The sequence below is a fragment of the Chryseobacterium cupriresistens genome (assembly GCF_046614675.1).
In the GTDB taxonomy this organism is placed as follows: domain Bacteria; phylum Bacteroidota; class Bacteroidia; order Flavobacteriales; family Weeksellaceae; genus Chryseobacterium; species Chryseobacterium cupriresistens.
Genome location: NZ_JBKKJT010000007.1, coordinates 21,213 through 43,389 on the forward strand (window position 1 = coordinate 21,213; position 22,177 = coordinate 43,389).

General features: G+C 35.5%; 9 protein-coding genes and 4 tRNA genes. 8 read left to right on the forward strand and 5 right to left on the reverse strand.

Annotated elements, in window-relative coordinates; genetic code table 11:
- The first annotated feature begins 10 nt into the window (after positions 1-10).
- From ACLI50_RS17735 to ACLI50_RS17755, 5 genes are all read left to right on the forward strand, one after another.
- A complete protein-coding gene (locus tag ACLI50_RS17735) occupies positions 11-1,459 on the forward strand; it encodes a SusD/RagB family nutrient-binding outer membrane lipoprotein (protein ID WP_227944210.1) in 1,449 nt (482 codons plus the stop codon).
- 63 nt (positions 1,460-1,522) lie between these two features.
- Complete coding sequence (locus ACLI50_RS17740) at positions 1,523-3,085, forward strand: calcineurin-like phosphoesterase C-terminal domain-containing protein (RefSeq protein ID WP_411414384.1); 1,563 nt, start codon at positions 1,523-1,525, stop codon at positions 3,083-3,085.
- Between the two features lie 172 nt (positions 3,086-3,257).
- On the forward strand, positions 3,258-3,971 hold the full coding sequence (locus ACLI50_RS17745; protein WP_343643489.1) for a 3-ketoacyl-ACP reductase: 714 nt from the start codon (positions 3,258-3,260) through the stop codon (positions 3,969-3,971).
- Between the two features lie 442 nt (positions 3,972-4,413).
- Positions 4,414-5,241, forward strand: a complete 828-nt coding sequence (prmA, locus tag ACLI50_RS17750) for a 50S ribosomal protein L11 methyltransferase (RefSeq protein ID WP_202840916.1) — start codon at positions 4,414-4,416, stop codon at positions 5,239-5,241.
- Between the two features lie 24 nt (positions 5,242-5,265).
- Positions 5,266-6,105 carry an SH3 domain-containing protein gene (locus ACLI50_RS17755; protein WP_202840915.1) on the forward strand — a complete coding sequence of 280 codons (840 nt, stop codon included), beginning with the start codon at positions 5,266-5,268 and terminating at the stop codon, positions 6,103-6,105.
- A 133-nt stretch (positions 6,106-6,238) separates the two neighbouring features.
- Here the strand turns inward: ACLI50_RS17755 and ACLI50_RS17760 are convergent, their stop codons facing one another.
- The 5 genes from ACLI50_RS17760 to ACLI50_RS17780 all read right to left on the reverse strand — a co-directional run bounded on the left by ACLI50_RS17760 (position 6,239) and on the right by ACLI50_RS17780 (position 9,268).
- A complete protein-coding gene (locus ACLI50_RS17760; protein ID WP_343643491.1) occupies positions 6,239-7,714 on the reverse strand; it encodes a tetratricopeptide repeat protein in 1,476 nt (491 codons plus the stop codon).
- A gap of 867 nt (positions 7,715-8,581) precedes the next feature.
- Positions 8,582-8,655 (reverse strand) — tRNA-Arg (locus ACLI50_RS17765).
- Between the two features lie 14 nt (positions 8,656-8,669).
- A tRNA-Pro gene (locus ACLI50_RS17770) sits at positions 8,670-8,744 on the reverse strand.
- A gap of 362 nt (positions 8,745-9,106) precedes the next feature.
- Positions 9,107-9,180: transfer RNA gene (locus ACLI50_RS17775), tRNA-Arg, on the reverse strand.
- 13 nt (positions 9,181-9,193) lie between these two features.
- Positions 9,194-9,268 (reverse strand) — tRNA-Pro (locus ACLI50_RS17780).
- Between the two features lie 498 nt (positions 9,269-9,766).
- Here ACLI50_RS17780 and ACLI50_RS17785 point away from each other — a divergent pair.
- From ACLI50_RS17785 to ACLI50_RS17795, 3 genes are read left to right on the forward strand one after another with little or no spacing between them, the layout of a single operon-like run.
- Positions 9,767-11,158, forward strand: coding sequence for a T9SS type A sorting domain-containing protein (locus ACLI50_RS17785; RefSeq protein WP_343643599.1), 1,392 nt, complete (start codon positions 9,767-9,769; stop codon positions 11,156-11,158).
- 9 nt (positions 11,159-11,167) lie between these two features.
- The gene (locus tag ACLI50_RS17790; protein ID WP_411414335.1) at positions 11,168-21,445 is read left to right on the forward strand and encodes a SpvB/TcaC N-terminal domain-containing protein; all 10,278 of its coding nucleotides are present in this window, start codon (positions 11,168-11,170) and stop codon (positions 21,443-21,445) included.
- Positions 21,408-21,872 carry a hypothetical protein gene (locus ACLI50_RS17795; RefSeq protein WP_343643603.1) on the forward strand — a complete coding sequence of 155 codons (465 nt, stop codon included), beginning with the start codon at positions 21,408-21,410 and terminating at the stop codon, positions 21,870-21,872. Before ACLI50_RS17790 ends, ACLI50_RS17795 begins: the two co-directional genes overlap by 38 nt.
- Positions 21,873-22,177: the final 305 nt, after the last annotated feature.

The window sequence follows — 22,177 nt, forward strand, 5'->3', positions numbered from 1 at the left end:
AATTTTAAAAATGAAAAAAATAATCATACATCTGACATTGGCAGTTTCTGTTTTCATGCTTCAATCCTGTGACAGAACCTTTGATGAAATGAATACAGATACCAGTAAAGTTAAAGACCCTTCAGTTGGCAGCCTTCTCGCTCCGATACAGTATGAAATGGGAAGTTATGGCTATAACAGGGCAGATGATTTTACATTTGATATCATGCAGATCGCTTTAGACTTTCCCAACGAAGGAAATTCCTACAGCAGATATTATATGGATGAAAAAAGTGGTAACGGATACTGGAATACTTCTTACAGATGGCTTAAGCAGGTAAGCGATCTTAGAAAATATGCAACAAAAGAACAGAATAATAATTATCTGGCGATTTCAATGGTCCTGAACGCATGGATTGCCTCCAATCTTACTGATGCTTTTGGGGATATCCCTTTATCTGAAGCATTAAGAGTTGAAGAAAATATTTTAAAACCAAAATATGATAAGCAGAAAGATGTTTATATCCAGCTGTTAAATGACCTGAAAACAGCCAACTCGTTATTCAATACCAATCAGGCATTAACGGAAACAGATCTGTTTTATAACGCCAATACAAATAGTCAGACCGGAATTTTAGGATGGAAAAAATTCTGTAACTCTCTGTCATTAAGATTACTGACCAGAATTCTAAGCCGGAACGGAGAAGTGAATGTGTATGAAAGAATTCAGGAAATTATCAATAATCCGGCTCAATATCCAATTTTTCAGAACAATACAGACAGCGCAGTTCTGCCACTTTCCGGAATATCTCCTTACTTACCGCCGATCGCCCGTCCACAGGATTTTACAGCGTACAGGGCAGCAGGTGAATTCTTTGTTAATGCGATGAAAGATAACAATGATCCAAGGATGAGCATGTTTTTTACGAAAGCTAAAGCAACATCAGGAGAAGATCTTGGTTATAAAGGAGCTCCATCAGGATATGCGTTGGGAACATCTTTCAACTATCAGCCTTCCAACCTGAACCAGAATCTGGCGAAAGCACCTTTAAAGATTTTAATCATGACCTATTCTGAAGTACAGTTTATCCTGGCAGAATTGGTTAACAAAGGAATTATTGCAGGAAATCAGCAGACCTATTACGAAACCGGGGTGAAATCTATAATCGAACAATGGGGAGCAACAGTTCCTGCCAATTACTTCAGTAATCCTAAAGTGGCGTATGACGGTTCTCTGGAAAAAATTATGCTTCAGAAATACATTTCCCTGTTTTTTGTTGATCATCAGCAATGGTATGAGTACAGACGTACGAAACTTCCGGCACTTCCAAATAACGGCGGACTTCAGAACGGCGGACAGATGCCTGTGAGATTCATGTATCCTACCGCTACAAAAGTAATGAATGCGGATAACTATAATGCAGCCGTACAATCAATGGGAGGAGACAATATCAATGTGAAAATGTGGTGGAATAAATAATTGTGATTTAAAGATTAAAATAATTTAAAAATTAAAAAAATGAGTATCAATATAAAATACATCATGCCTTGTATGCTGGTTTCAGCAATGGCTTTCTCACAAGCTTCTGTGTCTGGATATGTATATGAAGACAGTAACAAAAACCAAAAGAAAGAAAACCGCGAAAAAGGAATTGAAGGAGTAGCCGTTTCTAATGGTGTTCAGGTAGTTCTTACGGATAAAAACGGTAGATACAGTCTTCCGGTTCAGGAAGATCAGAGTATTTTTGTCATCAAACCTTCAGGGTATCAGACAGCTTTAAATACAAACAATCTTCCACAGTTTTATTATCATCATAAACCCAATGGATCCCCTGCAGATTTTAAATACAAAGGAGTTGCTCCCACAGGAGACCTTCCCAAAGAACTGAACTTCCCGCTTTATAAGCAAAACGAAAACAAAAATTTTGACATCCTTGTTTTCGGTGATCCTCAGCCTTACACAGAAAAAGAACTGGATTACTTCAAAAGAGGAATCGTAAACGAAGTGAAAAATACCAAGAAAAATGCAGTACTGGGAATCAGTCTGGGAGATTTGGTAGGTGATAATCTAAGCCTTCAGAAACCTTATGCAGACGTTATGAAAGAAGTTGGACTGCCTTGGTATAATGTGATGGGAAATCATGATATGAATTATGATGCAAAAGAAGACAAGCTTTCCGATGAAACATTTGAATCGAACTTTGGTCCGGCCAATTACGCTTTCAACTATGGTAATATACACTTCATCATTCTGGATGATATTCTTTATCCGGACCCGAGAGACGGTAAAGGATATTGGGGTGGATTCCGCGAAGATCAGCTTCAGTTTATTGAAAACGATCTGAAACTGGTTGATAAGAATAAACTGATTGTCATTTCTTTCCATATTCCATTGGAACATAATAATGAAGACAACTTCAGAAATGCGGACCGTCAGAAGTTATTTGATTTCTTAAATCCTTTCCAGAATGTATTGCTTTTGTCAGCACATACCCATATCCAGCAACAGATTTTCTATGGCAAAAAAGCAGGCTGGAACGGAATAAAAGAATTACACGAATATAATGTTGGAACTACCTGCGGCGACTGGTATTCAGGAACACCAGATGATGCCGGACTTCCTACCTCAACCATGAGAGACGGAACCGCGAAAGGATATTCTTTCATCAGCTTTACAGACAATCAGTATAAAGTGAAATACAGAACTGCCGGAAAACCGGAAGATTATCAGATCAAATTATATGTTCCGAAAGTAATTCCTTCCTCAAGAACTTCTGCCAAAGTACTGGCCAATTTCTTCATGGGAAGCAAAAAAGACAAGGTAGAATACAGAATAGACGGTGGAAAATGGGAAGAAATGACATATGATGAAACCATCGACCCGAATTTTGCTCTTTCTGTTTTCAAATGGGATTCTACAGAGAAAATTCTTCCGGGAAGAAGACCTTCCAATCCTGAAATGTCAAAACATATCTGGGAAGCGGATTTTCCTAAGAAATTAGCATTAGGAAAACACAAAGTTGAGGTGAAAGCTGTAGACATGTATGGAAATGAATTCTCAGCTTCAGAAGAATTTGAAGTTCAGAACGCCATCCAGATTCCTTAAGCTTTTTATTTTTTTTACTATACCTTTTTTAGATTTGAAACCGGTTCTTATGAGCCGGTTTTAATTTTTATCGAGTTTTACGATAAACAATTAAAAAACTATTAAATCCATGTTTTCGCTGTTTCGTAAAAATGTTCTTTCGTAACTTTGTATCAAGAAAAGTATTATTACTATGAATATAAACGGAAAAAATGCCATCATAACAGGTGGTGGAAGAGGATTAGGAAAAGCTGTTGCACTTGCTTTGGCTAATGAAGGAGTAAACGTTGCCATTACAGGAAGAAACGAGGAAAACCTTAAAATGACGGTTGAAGAAATCAAAAAATCAGGAGTACATTCAGCATATGCCGTATTTTCTGTAGACAATGAAATTCAGGTAAAAGCTGGAATAGAATCTTTAGCAGAGCAGTTGGGAGGAATTGATATTCTGATCAATAATGCGGGAATCGGAGACTTTGGATCGATCGAAGAAATGCCATCCGAAACATGGGAGCAGGTGATTAAAACCAATCTTTTCGGGGTGTATTATGCAGCTAAGGCAGCTTATCCATTTATGAAAGCTAAAGGAGAAGGTGATATCGTGAACGTAGCTTCTACTGCAGGGCTGAAAGGGGGACCGAATATGTCTGCATACGCCGCTTCAAAAGCAGCCGTAGTATCTCTTTCTCAATCCATGATGGCAGAATGGAGAAAACAAAATATCCGTGTCATCACCTTGACTCCAAGTACAATTGCTTCAGATATGAGCATCCAGGGCGGTCTTACAGACGGAAATCCTGACAAAGTATTACAACCGGAAGATTTCGCAGAATGGGTAAGAGATATTCTCAAAATGAACAGAAGAGCGCTGATCGCTAACGGTTCTATTTTCTCTACGAATCCTTAAGAGATTTAAAAATTTAAAGTTCAGAGTTTAATGTTTAAAGTCTAAAGCTGTTAACAAGAATTCTTCTCATGAACAATAAAATTCAATAGGAGCGGGCTTTAGCCCGCTTTATTTTTTATGTTTCTATTTAAATTTTAGCCAAAACTTAGAATCTTTCGCATTTCAAAAAATCTACATAGCCTTTAGGATAGAAAAAATACGTTTTGGCTGAAGCCAATGGAAATTTGTCATGATTTTGAAGACGGGCTAAAACCCGCCTCTATTGAAAATACGATGCAATCATCTGTGTCATCCGTATAATTTGTGGGAGAAAAAATTCACAAATAAACTTTTTTACCACATCCACAATTTAAAAAACATAAAACTCCCCGGTTTCAGCCAAAAATGACTCCATCATTTTTTTAACAGTAATAACATTAGTATTTTTGCAGAAATTATTCACATGCAAAATTATTTAGAATTCAATTTCAAAATTTCTCCATTACAACCCTGGAATGAGATATTAATGGCAGAGCTTATAGAAATAGGCTTTGACAGCTTTACAGAAGAAATTGACGGAATTTTAGGATATATCCAGACAGATTTGTTTCACGAAGATCAGTTGAAAGGACTTCCGATCTTTGAAAACGAAAACGTAAAAATCGAATATTCTTTCGAAGAAATGCCGAACATCAACTGGAACGAAGAATGGGAAAAGAATTTTTCTCCAATTAATATAGATGATAAAGTATTGATCAGAGCAGAGTTCCACGAATCTGTACCGGGAATGCATGAAATTATCATTCAGCCTAAAATGTCTTTCGGAACGGGGCATCACCCTACAACCCATTTGATGATCCAGCAAATGATGGATATTGATTTCAAGGGTAAAAAAGTATTGGATATGGGATGCGGAACTTCCGTATTAGCCATTTATGCAAAACAGCAGGGCGCCGGAGATACCAAAGCTATCGATATTGATGAATGGTCAGTAGAAAACTCAAAAGAAAATGCAGTAAGAAATAATGTAGAACTGGATATTGAACAGGGAACTGCAGAAAACTTAGGGAAAGAAAATTATGATATCATTTTAGCCAATATCAACAGGAATATCCTGATTTCAGATATCCCAACCTATGTTTCTGTATTGAATGACGGTGGAAAATTATTACTTTCAGGCCTTTGCTTCTTTGATGTAGATGATATTCTGGAAGTATGTAAAGAGAGCGGACTAGGGCTTAAAAAGAAGTTGCAGCGTGAAGAATGGGTAAGTCTTCTGCTTGAAAAATAACACACAAAAAAACAAAATACGAATATGAAAGCTTTATGGACAGCTTTACTTTTACTGATGCTGCAGTTTTTTACAGCTCAGGAAAATGAAGTATATGCAGATGGTATCTTTGGTTTCGAAGAAAATAAAACGCAGAAGATCTTTACAGATTGGACCCGGGTGAGATTAGATCCCACAGTAAATGCCCAGATTGTAGATTCACTTCAGACCAATCAGCAGATAATGATTCTGAAAAAAGAAGAAGGCGTTCTGAAATTGGGAGAAAGAGCTGCCAACTGGTATAAAATATCATATCAGAAAGGTGAAAATACAGTGGAAGGATATATTTGGGGGGGTAATCTTTGTGTAGGATACCGCAATAAAAACGGGTACGATTTCCTTTTTGGGCTTTCCAAAACAATTGACAGGAAGAACAAAGAATTCAATGAGACTGAAAAGCAGAATATTGCCGGAATAAAAGTATTGGAAGGAAGTATGCTCCTTGATGAGGTGTATTTTGATACAGGAAAAGGAGAAGAACTGAGTTCAGCATCTTTTAATATTGAAAGCAGCCACAAGCTTCAAAATGTAGAATTTACTCTTAAAGCTTCAGTTTCCGGAGAAGCCTGTGGAATTGCCGGCTATGATCAGTACGTTCTTTTTAAGGATAAAAAACTTATTACTCTTCCGCAATTAATGAATGTAGGGGATGCCGGTGTTTTTTATCACAGTGAAGAATATATTTTTCCAAATGATAAAGGAGGAATTCCCAATGCATTTATCTTAAAAGTGGAAGATATGGAAGTAGACGAGAAAGACAAAGAGAAGAAAAAACATTCTTCCAAAACTTACCTTTGGAATGGAAATACATACAGACTGAAATAAAATCAGAATGTAATTAAAATCCCTCAATTACGGTTGAGGGATTTTTAGTATAATGTCATGATGAAACCCGTTTGCAGATAACCACCATCATATTTATTAATTAGTAAAAACAGCTGTTTGTGTTCCTCTAAAATTATTCGGTTTCAGATATTGATTTGATAGATTGATAGAGATCACTTTCTGCATCAAGGTATAATTTTTTGCGTAAACGGTATTTTTTTGTTTGTACAGATCTATGCTCCATTGAAGAATATTGTGCAATTTCTTTTGAAGAGAATCCTAACCATATCATAGCACAGAAAGATAAATCGGAATGAGAAAGACGAGGATTGATTTTTAAAAGCTGCTGGCAGACTTCAGGATAAGTCTTCTGAAATAATGATAAAAAACCAACACTGTTTTTCTTTGCCAGCTGGATGATCTGCTCATGATTTTCACTGAGCTTTCTTTTTAGAATTTTTGTTTCTTCTTCCTGCTGAAGAATGATTTGTTTGCTTTCTACAAGCTTTTTTTTCTTTCTTTTAATCTGCTGATAAAAATAAAGAGACAATACAGTAATGATTACAAATGAAATCCCTCCATACCATAAAACTGCTTGATTTTTAGCTTTCATTTTTTCTTCCTCATCTTCTTTAGTTATTTTATTGAAAGATAATGTGATAGCACTGCTTAGGTTATTGTATATACTATCATTTAGTGAGGCTGCTTTATTTAAATATTCAACTTCTTTGTCAGTTTTTTTTAGCGCCTTGTACACCGAGGCAAGCAATCTGTAATCATTTAAAACCAGCTGAGGTCTGTCTACTTCTTTTGCCAGTTTAACAGATTGGCTGAAAGCATTAATAGCCTCGTTATTTTTTTTCTGTACCTGCATAAAAATGCCATAATCATATAAGGCTACTGCTGTTTGGTACTTATTATGCTTAAACCTTTGGGTTTCTAACAGGTCAAAGGCTTTTTTAAAATAAGAGTTGGCTGAATCTAAATTCCACTTGTATATTGTATAATGCCTTGCTATATGGGCTATATCTAAAGGATTGGGATCAATTTTCATAGCTTTATGGAGATAGATAAGTGATGAGTCCAGCTGTTGGGTTCCGCTGAAATAAACCGCCCGGGTTGAATAGACATACCGTAAGAAAAAACGGCAGTCCTGATTATCTTTTTTTAATCTTAAAGCATATTTCATGGCTTTTAAATTATAATCTAAAGCCATTTTGGGTAGATTCATTCTGTTATAGACTTGTGAATACTCCTGATTGATTTTACCGGTAAGAAAGCCATCATTAATCTTTTTCGATTTCTTTTCCGCATAGCTCAGATATTCCAGAGCCTTTTTAAATTCTCCCGTCAACCATAGACGATTCGCAATATTGGCATAACCCCATGCTTCTCCCTTAGGATATTTATTCTTAATGGCGGATTTTATAATTTTTTGATTCCAGATGATAAGATCTTTGTTAGATAATTTTGTCCTGAGTTCTTCATTGGTTTTTATAAGTAAAGTATCTATTTGGTGTATAGTATAGCGTTGTGGAAATAGTTTAGAACAACAAAATGTAAAAATCAGGCAATAGATTATCCTGTTAAAGTTTTTCAATGTGTTCATGGCTATAGAATTAAAGATAATACAGGAATGAGATGGATACATGATAAAATAAATTCATTAAGATATAATCTATATAATCTGCAGTGTATTGATTCTTGTCATTCAGCATAATGCCATTTAAAAAAACGGGTGGGACTATTAATCCCACCTGTAGGCATCATAAAGGTTTTTTGATCTATTTGTGCTTTAGAATCAGTAATTTGTCTGCAATTTCAAAAAAAAAAACAAACAAGAAGAATAATTGAATACATCATAAATACATCATTTTGTTTTTGTGCTATATGTAGAGTTGTTTATTATGTTGTATGCATGATGTATGTTAATAGTTTGTAAGCACTGTAGATAGGCTTTGTTATGGTGTGGTTGTTGTGTTTGCTTTTGCGCAAAGACGTTAACAAGAAATAAAAAATAATTTATTAATAAGAGTAAGTCATTCTTTACCTGTGTTTTTTACTAAGAATTAATACTGCAAATCCTACTTTTAAAATAAATATAAAATAGATTTACTGATGAAAAATGAACAATAAATCAAATAATACATCAGAATAATATGGGCTTATACGGTTACAATGAGATATCTTATATAAGCTATACATTGATTTTTTCAACAGGAAGGATAAGTTATCCGGTTAATAAACTTTTATTTTCAATAAATAATGATGAATCCGGATGTCCCATTTCTTTTTTTTCGTTTGAGTAATTGTAGGTATTAAAACAAAGAGACTCACTGTTTCCGAAAGTCTTATATGAGCGCGAAAGGATTCGAAGTTTTGCCGTCCCGATTACAAATCGGGATGCTCTATTCAGTAATTATTGTTTGAGGGAATAAAAACAAAAAAGACTCACTGTTTCCAGTAAGTCTTTATGTGAGCGCGAAAGGATTCGAACCTTTGACCGTCTGCTTAGAAGGCAGATGCTCTATCCAGCTGAGCTACGCACCCTAAATTTTTTTAAGTCGGGGCGGCAGGATTCGAACCTGCGACCTCCTGGTCCCAAACCAGGCGCGATGACCGGACTACGCTACGCCCCGAAGGTGTCATCAGTAACGAATTTTACTTCGTTTTTGCGGTTGCAAAGGTACAATACTTTTTGGAATAAAAAAATAAAATAAGGAATAATTTTTAATTAATTTTTCATGAGTGCTTCTTGATTAATTGTACATATTTAAAAATCATAGTCTTATACTGTTTTTATAATCCCATGCTAAAACGGTTTGTTTTACCCGAATCTGAGGAGAAACAAAAAGACTCACTGTTTCCAATAAGTCTTTATGTGAGCGCGAAAGGATTCGAACTTTTGCCGTCCCGATTGAAATCGGGATGCTCTATTTAGTAATTATTGTTTGAGGGAATAAAAACAAAAAAGACTCACTGTTTCCAGTAAGTCTTTATGTGAGCGCGAAAGGATTCGAACCTTTGACCGTCTGCTTAGAAGGCAGATGCTCTATCCAGCTGAGCTACGCACCCTAATTTTTTTAAGTCGGGGCGGCAGGATTCGAACCTGCGACCTCCTGGTCCCAAACCAGGCGCGATGACCGGACTACGCTACGCCCCGAGAGTGTTATTAATAACGAATTTACATCGTTTTTAGGGCTGCAAATTTGCAATACTTTTTGGAATAAAAAAAATAAAATGAAGAATATTTTTTAATTAATTTTCCTGAATTCTTTTTTATTACCTTTACCGGGTTAATAACCATAGACTTATCTTGTTTTAAAAAGTTTAAAAATTTTTCTTTTTTCCTCTTTAAATTTGAAAGCATTGTTCATGTTTTTTGTTTTAATAATAAATTTCTCACTAATCATTCTACCAAATAAAAGGATTATAGTTTTTTCTTCTTAATAAAAATTGTTTTTAAAAAAACTTGTGGTATCTATTTCTTTTATAAATTTGTAAAAAAAAACTAATACAATTGTAATCTTATGAATAAATTAATCACTTCTATCTCTTTATACTATTATATTCTGGATTTTTAAGATAGTTTATCTTTTTCGATTAATTTTTAAACTAAACTTCAGTCGGCTGCTGCTGACTATTGGTAAAAAAAACTAATATGCATAACCTTTTTTATTCTAAGGCATTCACGATAATTTGTTTATCGTGCACTGTCTCTGCTTATTCTCAACTGGTTGGATCTAATGTTCAACTATGGGAAAAAGCCAATCCAACACTTCTCGAAGTAACGAAGTACAAAGATGGAAATTTACTCAATTTTCATTGTGGTATCAAGGATAAGCTCTTCAAAAAATATATTAAATACAGTAAAAATAAGAGTTATACTCTTACAGCTGTCCATCGATCGAAGGAAGATGAATTGATATGGGAAAATACTGAAAAGAAGATTTTTCTAGAAAATAACAACTTTAAAACCGATGGGAAAGAAAACGTTGAAATTAGAAAAAAGCCGAGTATTTTTTCGTTTGTAGCAATTGCTGATTTGAACCGTGAGAAATCTGATAGTTTGAAAATTAAATTTGAAGATCAGAACCTTTATGAGATGATATTTTTGTCAAGAAAAGCAAAATCTGCGGATCTTAATAAAATTCACTCTTATCTTTCTATTAAATATGGAATTTCACTGGAAAAAGGAAAATATTACAGCAGTAATGGAAAGATTATCTGGGATCCGGAAAAGCATAAAGAATTTAAATATAGACCTACCGGATTAGGAAGAGACGATGGTAATGAATTGTATCAAAAACAGTCGTCCAACCAGGCAGATTTATTTTTAACAATTGGTAAAAACGCTATCGAGAGAACGAATGTTGAAAATCATGCAGTTTTTGATAATAATCAGTTTGTAATCTGGTCTGATGATAATAAAGAATTATCGTTGAAAAATGACGGGGATTTTGATATCCTTCAGAAAAACTGGGAAATAAACTTTATAGGAAATAAGGTTCCCACAAAAGATTATACAATAAGGATTTTGAAAGAAACAGTAAATCCGGACTCTTTACCTATTGCTTACTGGATGTTTTTGAAAAAAACTGATGGCAGTATTCAAAAAATTCAGGGTACCGAAGCTGAAAAGTATATTGTTTTTAATAAAGTTGATTTTCTGAATGAATTTGATAGTGGTGATACTGCTCACTTTACTTTTGCAATTAGTCCTCTGAAAAATCCTAAAACAGAAAGCTCAGGTCAAAATCAAAATTCAGGCTCCCGATTACCTGTAAGCAGCGGTGACTTATCATTGAATCTGACCAAAATTAATCTCTATCCCAACCCTGTTAAAAAAGGACAGATATTTACCGTTACTTTTCCTTCTATGGAAGGACTTGGAATTTCCATTTATGATGGAGCGGGAAGACTTGTAAAGCTTGATAATATAGACCGGAAATCAACTCATTATACAGGGCAGTTGGACGTTCAGAGTGCTTATATTATCAATCTTATCCAAGACAAAAAAATTATAAAAACGTTCAAATTAATCGTTGATTAAAACTATATCATGAAAATAAATGTGGATCAATTTCCTGTTACCAGGAAATCACTTCTGTTAGTGGGTTTCTTTGGCTGTATGTTTGTTTTTGCAAGCTTTACCAGAGATGACAGACAGAAGGTACGGGAATTCAAAAAAGATCTCCTCAGTAAATGGACTCATAAAACAGTAGATTTGCCTGATCAAAATGTAAAAGACAATTCTCAACTATTATCACCATCAGAGAAGTTTTCCCGGAAGAATCTTCTGAAAGGAAGATCTTCCGTATTTGCTGATGCAGAAAATGGAAAAGAGGAATTTTCTGAATTAACAACTGATGCTAAAAGTAGTATCAATAATTTTTATCCCTCAATAGAAAAAGAAGGAACAATCGGAACTTTCACTGACCAGGAGGAAGATGAAGTTTCTGATAACTTTTTCACGATAGATATTCCTGCTGTGAAGGAGAATACGGTAGTTTATCTGGAATATGACTTATTTGGTCTGGCTTCTCATGAGTCTGTATCCAGGTCTATCAATCATAATATTGCTATAGGAGGAGGAATTATTGTTCCAAGTGCAAAATGGAGCCATCAAAAAGAAGCGCTTAATTCAGGACTTATTAAAACAGGTTCCAATTCTGTATTATTTACTTCACCTTCTGCAGGCGTAAAATATAAAGTTAAAAATTTGCGTCTGGTCTTTGAGAAAGATGAAAAATCAGATACCGTTCCCATAATTAGTTCTATGCTTTCTGATGATCAGCTATATGTAAAAGGGAATTCAGGAACATTGGCAGATGTGATAGTAAATAACGAAACTGTTACTGTAAAGAAAGGAGAGTTTGAAAAAGTAATCAGACTTTCGGAAAAAGATAAAACGGACGGTTTATTCTCTGTTACGGCAGAAGGAATATCCAATACCTTTAAAATTCCGGCTTCAACAAAAGCCTTTAAAGTAGTTGATCATTACTATGCAAAACCAAAAGGTGTTGAAATTTCAAAAGATAAAGAATTCAGTATAGGCTATGAAAATATGAATGTTTCTATAGAAAAAGGAACATCAGAATCGGCTTACATTGAAGTTCTGAAATTAAGAGAAAAAGATATTCCTGCGGTATCTCAGGGGCTTAAAAATGTAACATTGAATAATGCCGCTTACAGATTTTCAGTAGTGTCCGGGAATCTGCAGAAAAAAGCTAAGATTACTATTCCTTACGATACCAAAAGGTTGGGATTGTTTTCTCCAAAAGATATTAAAATCTTTCACTTTGATTATACCAAGAAACAATGGGTAGCAGACAAATCAGTTGTTGATGAGAAAAATAAAACGGTAATGGTAGAAGGAGATGGAGATCATGATTATATCAACGGAATTATTTCCGCTCCGGAATCTCCCCAAACGACGGCTTTTTCACCAACTAGTATCAGTGGATTGAAAGCAGCTGATCCAATGGCAGGTATGCAACTTATGAATGCACCTACAGCAAATCAGAAAGGTGATGCCAATATGAATTATCCTATCAAGGTTCCTGCTGGTTTGGGAGGATTACAGCCTTCTTTAGCTATAGGCTACAACAGTGGCGCGGGTAACGGATGGATGGGTGAAGGATGGGATCTTCAGGGATTATCTGCGATTACAGTAGATACCAGATGGGGAACGCCCATGTTTGGTAGTCAGGAAACTGAACTATATACCTTGGATGGGGAAATGCTTGTTTATCCTGGGGGCTACCTGCCTCACAGACATAATAATGTAAGTGAAACATCTACGAATATTACAACTACAAGGCAATCGAGAAATGCAACAGGAAAAAAACAGTTTTATCTTAGAAAGAATCATGATTTTACTCTTATAGAAAGAGAGGGGAACAGTCCTGCAGAGTATTCATGGACGGTGACCTCTACAAACGGAACCAAAAGCTATTATGGTGGGAGCAGCAATTCTATTGTGAAAAATGATGCAGGTCAGATTGTTCACTGGGGGTTGAGAATGATAGAAGATGCCCATGGCAATAAAATGATTTTTACTTATCAGAATAATACATTAGATCTAGGAACAAATAACAATATAACCGGAGGAGTTTATTTTCATATTCAAAAAATAACTTATGGAAAAAATCAGGATTATAGTGTTAATTTTATTGCTGAAACCGGGATTAGCAGAAAAGATATCAGTATCAATGCTAAACAGGGGGTAAAGAGGGTAGAACCGTATCTTTTAAGATCAATTGATATAAAACATAAGACAGAAAAAATACGAACATATGGTGTGGAATACGAAGATGGACAATTTAATAAAACAAGGTTAAAAAGATTATACAGTCAGGTATACAACATTAAACTTGTTAATCCGCTTCCTATTATTGATGACTATTCTTTTGAATACTATAACCAGGTAGAAAATAATCAGATATTTGGACCTGACACCCAGGTACAGGTACAGAATTCTGAAAATGTCTATAATGGACTGATCGAAAACATCCTAAAACCCTCCAAAATCAATGGAAATATTTCCTCTGAAAATGGATTGAACTTCAGACCGGCTGCTGGGTTGAATTTCTTTTATTCTTCCAATGACGCATATGGACACCTGATGTTTGGATTTCCTTTTGGATATTCTACTGCTGAAGCAAAAAATGCACAGCAACTTATTGATTTTAATGGTGATGGTATTCAGGATATGATCTACAGAACTTCTTCTGAACTGAAATTCAGTCAGGGAAAACTGGACCAATATGGAAATTTATCTTTTTTACCAGCTAAGCCCTTATTGAATTATAATAATAACTTTACTTATACTGAAACCAAGACCAACAATTCAGGATGGGATATGGGAGCAGTTGTATACAGCAAATCCCAGATTAAATCTACATCCAGAGGGACCACATCTACCTATCTGATTGATGCTAACTCTGACGGATTGGTTGATATTGTCAATAATGGGCAGGTATGGTTTAATAAATATAATAAGATATCACAACAGCCTGAAATGACCAAACATTCTGAATTTACAGAAAATATGGTAGTGAAGGACAAGCCAATTGCACCTCCGGTCTTACCACCGGACGATCCTATTGTTACTCCAGATATTCCGGCAGTACCAATTACTGATGTTGTAAAAGTATGGATAGCTTCACAGGATGGTTATATCACGATTAAAGATAATATATCCGTACCTTCTTATACTGGAGATCCGAATGATTTACCCATAAAAATGTATTATTCGGTGGAAGCCCCTTATATGTCTTCGGGTGCTTCTGTTAATACAAGAGTTTATCTTACGGAACTGAATCCCGGGGGCCTTGCGAAAAATATCTCGATCTCGAAGTATAATGATTATTATACAGAAATGAATACTATTTCCCCAGGATATAATACAGTATCCAATCAGGTAGGAGCTGCTAATAGTTCCAACAGGATTTTTGTAAAAAGTGGTGAGAAAGTATATATACGATTGCATAAAAGCCAGAATAAGAATTTAGAGGTAAACTCTAATCCGGAAGTTATTTATGTTGATCCATCAACCGGATCCCCTTTGTCAAGTAAGTTTGTATTTCAGGATCAGTTTAAGCTGAATAACGGAAATTATGGAAGTAACTTCCTTACCAATAATTTATTATCATCAGTGTATCTGGATGGTACGGGGACAGCAAATATTACAGTGGAAAGTGTTAATTTCACCAATACTACAGATAGCTTTACCTTTAAAGTGATTGCAGAAAATGCTAATAATGGTACAGTTACAGTGCTTCATTCTTCTGAATATGTCCAGTCCTATGATTCATTCAATACTGAAACTTTTACAGGTACTTTGAATGTAAATTCAAGCGAGCCGGTTTACTTGAGGTTTATTGTTGAATCAGATTCTTATACATCATTCTTCAATAGTAACTGGAAGGATAAAATAAAAGTAAATTATAATGCAGTTTCAAATAATAATACGTCAGTCAATGTAGAACTGTATCCTGTTGTCCAGTATCCTTCATATGCCGTAACACAATTAAGAGGAAAAATAGACATTAGAAATACACAGGACAATCCTAACATCGTTAGTGGGAAAAGAGCTTATGGAGTTCAGATAGACAAAGGTGTTACAAACTTTTCTACTCTTTCAACCGGATCGTTTTATTACGTAATCAAAACCGGATCTACAGTTATGGGAAAAAGAAAAGTAACTGTAGCTGCTAATGGAGCTAACTCCGTGATTAAAGAAGAGGATATGATTGGAGCATTTGATGTTCCGGGAATAAATCCTATCAATTTTTATAAGGGAGATTTAACAATACCTGAATTTGGTCAACCTCATCTTGTAAATATTCAGGTATACTGTAAAACAGACGGTGATTATGCTTTATTTAATAAATACTCTCAATACTTCCAAGGGAAACCATTCAAAATTTACGGAAGTGGTGAGCTGATTACCTCTGTACCTCCAACTTCGGTAAATACAGCAATGTATAACCCGAAAACTGCTGTCTATAATAACTGGGGACAATTTTTATACAGTCCGGGAATCATAGAAGGTTACACCTATGGAAAACCGATTGAAGCAGAAACTCTGACTCCGGGTAATGTAGCTCAAAATACTTATCCACAATGTATTCAGCAACCTCCTTTAACTGCAGAGGAGTTGGCTAAGTGTATTGATAACTTACCTAATGCGAATCCTAACACAGGAAATAATACAATTTCCCAATTTGTTTCTCCAATGAAACCATATAGTTCACTGGTAAATACAGGAGGTACGAGTTACACTGTTAAAAGTATTTGGGTGGGAGCCGGAGAGAATCAGTTTGCTTCTGCAAGTTCTTTCAAGGATGATGAAACTGTCAATTATTTCAATAATCCTATACCTAATACACCATCGGTAACACCTACTACTCTGGTAACAGGAGTACTTTCATTGGATACCACAATGAAGGCTATCAGTAGAAAACAGAGCAGCTACACCCGTAATACGACGAATACATTAAGTGTATCATCAGGGAGTATAAGTGGATCTGCAGCTGAATCTGAAACTGTACCTTGGGGGAAAGGAAGTATTGAAACTCAGACATTCTCTGATATTAATGGTGATGGTTATCCCGATATGGTTTATCCGGAGTCTATTCAAATGACGAACTCTGTCGGAAGTTTAGAGGATATAAGCCTGGTTTCCTCGGGAGGATTCCCTACTGATTCTAATACTTATCAGAAGATGAATTCTCTGGGATTCTCTTACAACCTTTTTTCGGCCACTGGAAGAATTAGTGTAAATGGTCTTTTAGGAACTACTTCAAAAGGAGATTCTTCAATGCCTTGGTCAGGATCGGGATCTGCTAGTGCAGGAGTTACAAAGTATTTTAACTCATTTGATTCAGGGAGAAATTTTTGGATGGATATCAATGGTGATGGACTTCCTGACAGAGTAGTAGATGGAGGCGATCTGAATATGGGTGTGATGCTCAATCTAGGAAAAAAGCTGTTAGCGCGCAAGCCTGTTGAAAATATGCTTACTTACCGATCTCACCCAATAGGAAGTGAAAACATTTCTATAGGTGGAGGTTTGGGATCTTCTGCTAATATGGGAGCATTAAGCAGCTTTGGCTTCGGTATCAGTGCCAGCCTGGGAGGTTCTGCTTCTAAAGGAACAGCTGATGTGGTATATGAAGACATTAACGGAGATGGGTTAATTGATATTCTTGAGGTAAAAAACTGTGATGGCTTAGCAGGATGTGTTAAATCAACCAGTGTTCGTTATAATTTAGGACATAAATTTGATGATGCAATTCCGTTGCTTAAAACAGTAGGAAATGTGGATTTCACCGAAGAAAGTGGCTCATATAATGGCTATTTCTCTTTCGGAGGACACTTTATGGTAAATATAGGACCTATACCGATTATTCCTCCTGTTCCGATTCTGAATCTTTTCATAAAAGTAGGTGCAGGGGCCACTGCCAATCTGGGTATCAATGTTTCTGATACTCAAAAGGCTTTCAGAGATATGAACGGTGATGGATTTGTAGACCTTGTCGTAGATAAAAACAATGGATTTATAGTTAATTACTCCTTGATTGGGAAAACCAATAAGCTGAAGTCCGTTACTCAAAACATTACCAAAGGAAAGTATACTGTAGACTACCAGTTTACACAGCCGAACTATGGGGATCCGCATGCAAAGCTGGTGGTTAAAGATGTTAAAATATTAAACCCGGATGTCTTTAGTACAGACTATACGCTTTCCAATACAGAGAAAGATATTGTGACCCGATATAAATTTGAAAATTCTAGATATGACAGAAGAGAAAGAGATAATTTTGGTTTCGGAAAAGTAATACGTGAAGAAATAAATATCGATGGAAATCCTTACCGTAAAACAGAGGATACGTATTACAACACAAGTTATTTCTTAAATGGATTAATTAAAGAAAGTAAAATCCTTTCGGGAAATGATGCGTTAATTTCCAAAGTAATCTATAATTATCGTTTATATAAATTTAAAGATAATACAACCAAAATAGACCCTAATTACTTAGCGGAAAGTTTTGATACCGGAGGAACAGAAGGTAGAAAAATGGCTACCGTTCTGTTGAATACAAAGATCAATACGAGATATGAAAATGGTGGGCAAATAGAAACTACGGAAAAAATGGAGTATGATTATAATACCGGATTGGTTTCAAATTATACTTATACCAGCCCTACCAATTCCTATAAATCTGTGATCACTTATTGGACAGGACTGAATAAAAATATGATCGCAGTACCAAAAGAGATCAATGTATATGACGGAACGGGATCTACTCTTTTGAGAAAGAGAAAAACCCAGGATGTAAACGTTAATACAGGAGATATCGGAAAATACATCGTATCTGATGGTTCTCAGGATATCATAACAGATTATACTTATGAACCTTCCGGTAATGTTAAAACCGTAACTTATCCGCCTGATGAATCACAAAATAGATATTCTATATCCTACGAATATGATGCTGAAACTGGTAAGTATGTAATAAGGACAACAGATGCTTTTGGATATATTTCCTTTGGTCAGTATAATCTTTATTTGGATGTATTAACAAAAAGCACAGATATTACAGGAAATGTAATACAATATGGATATGATGACTATGGAAGACCAATATCCATCATTGAGCCTTATAGTCCTGCAAATGTTTCTACGATAACTCATTCCTATTATTTTGATCATTATGGTATGCCAAGTTCGGATCAGAATATTAAAATATTCCGTGCCAGAACCTCTCATTATGATGCAGACCATCCGAATAATCTTATCAATACGGATTCCTATTCAGATTTCATGGGTAGAGTAATACAGGTGAAGAAAGATATTGATATTAATGGCATAGAACGCAGATCCGTTTCAGGAAGACCAATATTTGATGTATTCGGAAGACAGCTATATCAATATCAGCCTCAGGAAGGTGACATTCAGGATAATAATCTGAATCTGAATCTCAGTCAGTTTATGTTGTCCAATACGTACGACCACTCTGATAGGATTACGAATATTAAATATGAAGACGGTGTTGAAAAATCAATTGGCTACGAAATAGAGGGGAATCTGTTTAAAAGTATTGAAGAATTGGATGTGACCAGGACAGAAACTTTCACCAATGCAGAAGGACAGGTTGTAGAGAAAATAAATTACCTGAGTAGCAACCCGCTGTCTACAAAATTTGAATACAATACAATAGGTGAACTGCTTAACGTAACTGATCCGCAAGGTATAAAGACAACTTATAAGTATAACCTTGCCGGAAGAAGAACAGAAATGGTACATCCTGATAAAGGACTTACTACTTATGTATATGATGCTGCGGGACATCTTACCTGGTTTGGAACTCCAAATTTGGCAAATGATCCCACTATACAAACCCATCAGATTCATTATAAATATGATAAGAACAGACTGACAGATATTATACTTCCTGATCTTCCGAGCGGAGTTACTAATCCTAATAACGTTCATTATGATTATATGCCTGCCAATTCAGGAAATAATTCCGGAAGGATTACAACGAAAACAGACGGCACAGGATATACTACTTACAATTATGGTAAGCTGGGTGAAGTAATATCGGAAACCCGCAGAATATTCGGTTACAATATTCCGACTATGGAATTCAAAACGGATTATGTCTACGACAGCTGGAACCGTCTTAAAAAACTGACCTATCCGGATGGAGAGCAGCTTACTTACAATTATGACCTGGGAGGAAATCTTAAAACGGTAAGCAACGGAAGTTATAATTATATTCAGAATATCAAATATGACCTTTATGAGCAGAGAACAGCAGCCAACTATGGAAATGGAACAAGAACAAATTATTCATATATTGCTACCAACAGAAGGTTAAATCACTTTGGATTATGGAGCAATTCCGATGCGTTCTTATCCAACAGCTATGAGTATGATAAGAGAGGAAATATTATCCGTCTTGCCAATGACGTAGGAGTAACTCCGAACCAGATGGGAGGAACGTATGCTTTCAAATACGGATATGATACCTTAAACAGATTGATTGGTACGGAAAGTGATATGGGGCTTAATGATAAAGGAGGAACTCCTACAACACCCAATACTTCTCCATATGCGCAAAGTAACTCACATTTTGAGCTTAGAAAGGTAACATATAACGAAAGTGGAGGAATTGTATTGAAGGAGCAGGTGCATCAGATCGACCAGCAGCCGAACCCATTGAATACGTATTCTAATAACTACAAGTATATTCCGGAAACTCATAAAGTGAAGACAATTATTGACGGTAATATCAGTGGTACACAGCATATTTTCGAATATGATGATAATGGGAATACCATCAAACATATCGATGAATTTGGAGCCAAGCAGATGTTCTGGGATGAACAGGACCGTTTGAAAGCATTCTATAGTGACGACTCCGGAGTATACCAGTATTATGCATACGACGACAAAGGAGAAAGAACGATAAAATACAACCTTCATGGAAGCTCTCAGCTGTATCAGAACGGAGAGTTGGTAGATCCGGGGAGCTTAAGCTTAACTGATTACACTTTGTATCCCAATCCGTATGTAACGGTATCTTTAAACGGGCAGTATACCAAACATTATTTTGAAGGATCAACCCGATTTGCCAGCAGGGTGATGGATGGAGGTAATATTTTTATTCCATTAAATCTCAGAACATCAGATCAGGGAACCACAATGAGAGAACCAGACCCCTCTGTTGATTTCAAAACGTATCTTGAAAAAGCAGGAGTAGGTGATATTTCCTTGGCAGAGCTGAATACTTTAAACGGACCAACCAGCCAGTTAGGATTATACTATTTACATACTGACCATTTAGGAACGGCAACATTTGTTACCAATTCCAGTGCTCAGAGTACGCAGTTTTTCTTAAATTTACCATTCGGAGAAACAATGCTGGAGCAGCAAACAGGAGTATATGATAACCCATATAAGTTCAATGCAAAAGAACTGGATAGAGAAACAGGGCTGTATTATTATGGAGCAAGATATTATAATCCGAGAGCGAGTATTTGGTACGGGGTGGATCCACTAGCGGAGAAATACCCAAGTTGGAGTCCATACATCTATACGTTTGATAATCCGGTACGCTATACGGATCCAACAGGGATGGAACCGTATGACCCCATTATAACAATTACTAATCAAGTTGTTGGTTGGGGGCATATAAAGTTAATAGGTGCAGATAATAGACGTGGTCAAGGGTCATATGTCACGATAGGAGTACCCTTATATAGAGCTATTATAACTGATGATGAGGATTCTAATTTTAAAATGGAAACGATGGTAAGTAGAGATTCTTGGCAAATCAGTAATATTAATGGGGATGAGGCGACGATAAAGAATGGGGCATTTGAGCCATTAGATGGTACTAATAATGAATATGAAGGTGTCTATAATGCACCATATCCCCATAATAATGATACTGCAGCCTATGCACTAGAGCAAAATGGGAGTGATATTTTAGCCTCTGAGCCAAGAGTTAATCAAGATGGTAAAGAAGCTAATACTGCAAAATCAATCATGATACATGTTGGAGGTAATTATAAAAATGAAAAAGACCCTACTTATAATGATAAACAAAGAGTAAGAGCAGGAGGTTCTTTAGGTTGTTTTGGAATTTTTAATAAAAGAAATTCTAAATCTAACCCTTCAGATAATGAAACCAAAAGGATTATTGGAGGTGTTAGGAATCAATCTGATAAAGATTCCTGGTTTGGAAATTCAAAAGTTAAAATAATAATTCAAAAAAGAGAAAATGTTGAAAGAACTAAACAGGTTACTTTACCTAAGTAGTAATATTGTTGTTTTATTTTTGCTTTGTCTATCATGTAAAGACTCATATCGTGGAGATTTTTATATTATAGAATCTTACAAAAAGGATAATAACTTTATTAAATTGTATTCTCCAGATTGTTATATATATAATAAAAATGGTGTTTTTCAAATCGAAAATAAACTTCATTACATTGATGGTAAATTAGCTGAAGTTATTAATCCAAGTACAGAAAGTTTAATTTATTATAAGCTTGGAGAGGACGGCGAGATTCCTAAGGTGTATGAGCAATATAATTCTCTATCAGTTAAAAGAAAAGGTAATAACATATTTTATTTAAATAGCTCATATCCCATAATAGAGGAAAGAAATGATAGTATTTTTGTAAAAACAAAGGATACCGGAAAATATTTAATATTTATTGGTGATATTAAAATAAACGAGTAGAGCCGCTTTTATAGTAAGAGGTATCTTGCCCGTTCCGCAAAGTCTCCTGACTTTGACGGGCAAAAAATCAAATAACTCAGTTTAATATTATGAAAACCTCGCAAAACGCGAGGTTTTTTCATTAAATAAGCTCCACTAATCCCTATATTTGCCCCATGAAACGATTAATGCTGCTGTACGTACTTTTTCCTGTATTCCTATTCTCACAGACTTCCTGCTCCGCAAAGTCTCCCGACTTTGAGGTGAGAAAAATCAAATAACTCAATTTAATATTATAAAAACCTCGCAAAACGCGAGGTTTTTTC